Source organism: Methanospirillum sp. (assembly GCF_035406105.1).
Lineage (GTDB): Archaea > Halobacteriota > Methanomicrobia > Methanomicrobiales > Methanospirillaceae > Methanospirillum.
Genome location: NZ_DAONKG010000307.1, coordinates 1 through 2,151, shown reverse-complemented (window position 1 = coordinate 2,151; position 2,151 = coordinate 1). Strand labels below are relative to the sequence as shown.

At 48.0% G+C, this 2,151-nt stretch carries 4 protein-coding genes and 1 tRNA gene; all 5 read right to left on the bottom strand.

The genetic code is table 11. The features are described from left to right. On the bottom strand, positions 1–875 hold an 875-nt coding region (locus tag PLA23_RS12820), incomplete at its 3' end, for a CARDB domain-containing protein (RefSeq protein ID WP_324475438.1). A 102-nt stretch (positions 876–977) separates the two neighbouring features. Next, positions 978–1,062 (bottom strand) — tRNA-Leu (locus tag PLA23_RS12815). A gap of 18 nt (positions 1,063–1,080) precedes the next feature. Beyond that, a complete protein-coding gene (locus PLA23_RS12810) occupies positions 1,081–1,443 on the bottom strand; it encodes a prefoldin subunit beta (protein ID WP_324329344.1) in 363 nt (120 codons plus the stop codon). 12 nt (positions 1,444–1,455) lie between these two features. Next, positions 1,456–1,716, bottom strand: a complete 261-nt coding sequence (locus PLA23_RS12805) for a KEOPS complex subunit Pcc1 (RefSeq protein ID WP_324475437.1) — start codon at positions 1,714–1,716, stop codon at positions 1,456–1,458. Then, positions 1,706–2,128 carry a hypothetical protein gene (locus PLA23_RS12800; RefSeq protein ID WP_324475436.1) on the bottom strand — a complete coding sequence of 141 codons (423 nt, stop codon included), beginning with the start codon at positions 2,126–2,128 and terminating at the stop codon, positions 1,706–1,708. Before PLA23_RS12800 ends, PLA23_RS12805 begins: the two co-directional genes overlap by 11 nt. Positions 2,129–2,151: the final 23 nt, after the last annotated feature.

Genomic DNA, 2,151 nt, shown 5'->3' with positions numbered 1-2,151 from the left:
CCCATATTGGCAGTATTCCTGAACGTACAGTTGGATATCACGCAATTACTTGCCTTATACATCCATATGCCTGCATCTGTTCCTTCAATTACAACATTTTTAATAGTTATATCATTGAGAGCAGTACCGGCATTTATATAAATTCCAGATGTAAAGCCTGTTGATCTTCCCCGGATTGTATTTCCTCCCCCATCAATGGTAACGCCGGAGGCTTTTATCTCGAAAATGTTCAGTTTTTTCAGGCCGTCAATATCCCGCTTGAGCACATAATATCCGGGCTTGGTAATTTCAGCAGGTGAATACACCGGGACTGCTCCCTCAGGTCCTGTTAATGCTCCGGGAACGACTGGCTGCTGACTTGTGATTCTGTTGTTGTCTGTATCAGGTTCGATGAAGTAATTACTCGTATCGAGCACGACCATCACCCGGTATTCACCCTTTTTCAGGTGTGTCGGCATCGACCAGCTCTTGGTATATGTCCTGACTTCTCCTGCCCCAAGTCTGGTATCAGTGATATCACCCCCTATCTGGGTACCAATCTCATCCTCCCTGCCAACACGGACCAGATAAGCCCGAAGTTTGTACCCCGGAGCCTCACGATCTCCCGTGTTCTTTACGGTGATGGTAACAATCAGTCGTTCATCCGGGATCGTTCCAAGGCTTATCTCCTCCATATCAGAGATGTCCATCTTTACCGTTGCATCAATAATTGCAACATCCGGGCCGGATTCAGCGTCTCCTTTTTTCTGGGTATCAGCCCAGGCAGTTCCGGCAACAACCCCGGTAACAAGGAGGACAAAGAGAAGCATCACCCCATACATCATAACGGGATCTTTTTGAGGTGCCCGGTTTCCCCTGTTTTGTATGTACCACATCACAACTCCCCACATCCCACATATACGAATGAGCAGATGAGAAGTATTGATTTCAGTGAATAAAAAACGTAGTGATATCAGCTCAGGCACTGAACTGAAGAGTGCGAGGAGGGTGATTTGAACACCCGGACCCCTTCGGGAACGGACCCTAAATCCGTCGCCTTTGACCTGGCTCGGCAATCCTCGCTCAAGAAAAATTATGAATTCAGTTTGCATCAGGGGTTTTGCGCCCCTCAATCTCTGAACGAACCTGACTTTGAAGTTTTTCAAACTTCTCCTGAAGCATCTTCTCCTGTTTCTCAATTGATCTGATCCTGATCTCCAGTGTTTCAATCTTTTCAGAAACTTTCGCGATGACTTCAGATTTTGGTTTCTGCATGACGACCGTTCCAACACTCATATACACTGCGGCCGAGTCATCAGTTTCTTTCAACTCTTCAACCGCTTTTCGTGCTTCCTGTGCAGCCAGTTCATATTGGCTTTTTTGAGAGAGGATGGTCTGCATCTGCTGTTGCATCTGCTGAAGCATATTGATCTGATTCTGCACCTTGGGCGAAATATTCTGCATCCTTAACTCCTCCTATTCATTTGTTCTTCCCGCCTTTTTAGTTGTCTGTACCATCTCCTCTGCGATCTGAACCAGTCTGAGCCAGGTGTTCAGGGCAGCCCTGAGCGCCGTGAGGTCATCGGCCAGAATCCGGATTTGAAGCGAGTTGTCTGAAACAGCATGGACGCTGCCACGGGATCTTCCAATCTCACCAGCGTCTGACTCCGGGGCCAGGGATGCAGCAATGACCCCGGCATCAGGGGTGTCAAAGGTGAAGACTGCCTCATGCTTCATCAATGATACCTCTCTCAAGCACGAGTCTCATACAACGCCTTTGCGGGCCGTCAAAGGCAAGTATCAGTTCATCTGCATTATCACAAAACTCAACCTGACATGTTCCGTCATCAAGAACTGTTCCCAGTTCGTGATCTGATGTCCTGATACCCCTGGTAAGCATCCCTTCACGGACACCGGTCTCGTGCTTTTTTATGACACGAACAAGGCAGGGCTCCCCATCGCGATAAAACGTCATCAGGATCTCTGATCTCTGTTGCTCAAGTACTACGAACAGATCATGTTCACTTGCGATTTCACGAAGTCCGTGTTTTCCGCGTGACAGATATCTGGCACCGGTTGCAAATGCGAGATCTTTTGCAATAGCCCGGATTGCAGGCGTTGAACGACGGGAGGTGGTGACCAGAGTCATCTGGCCTTTAATTCTTTAATTGC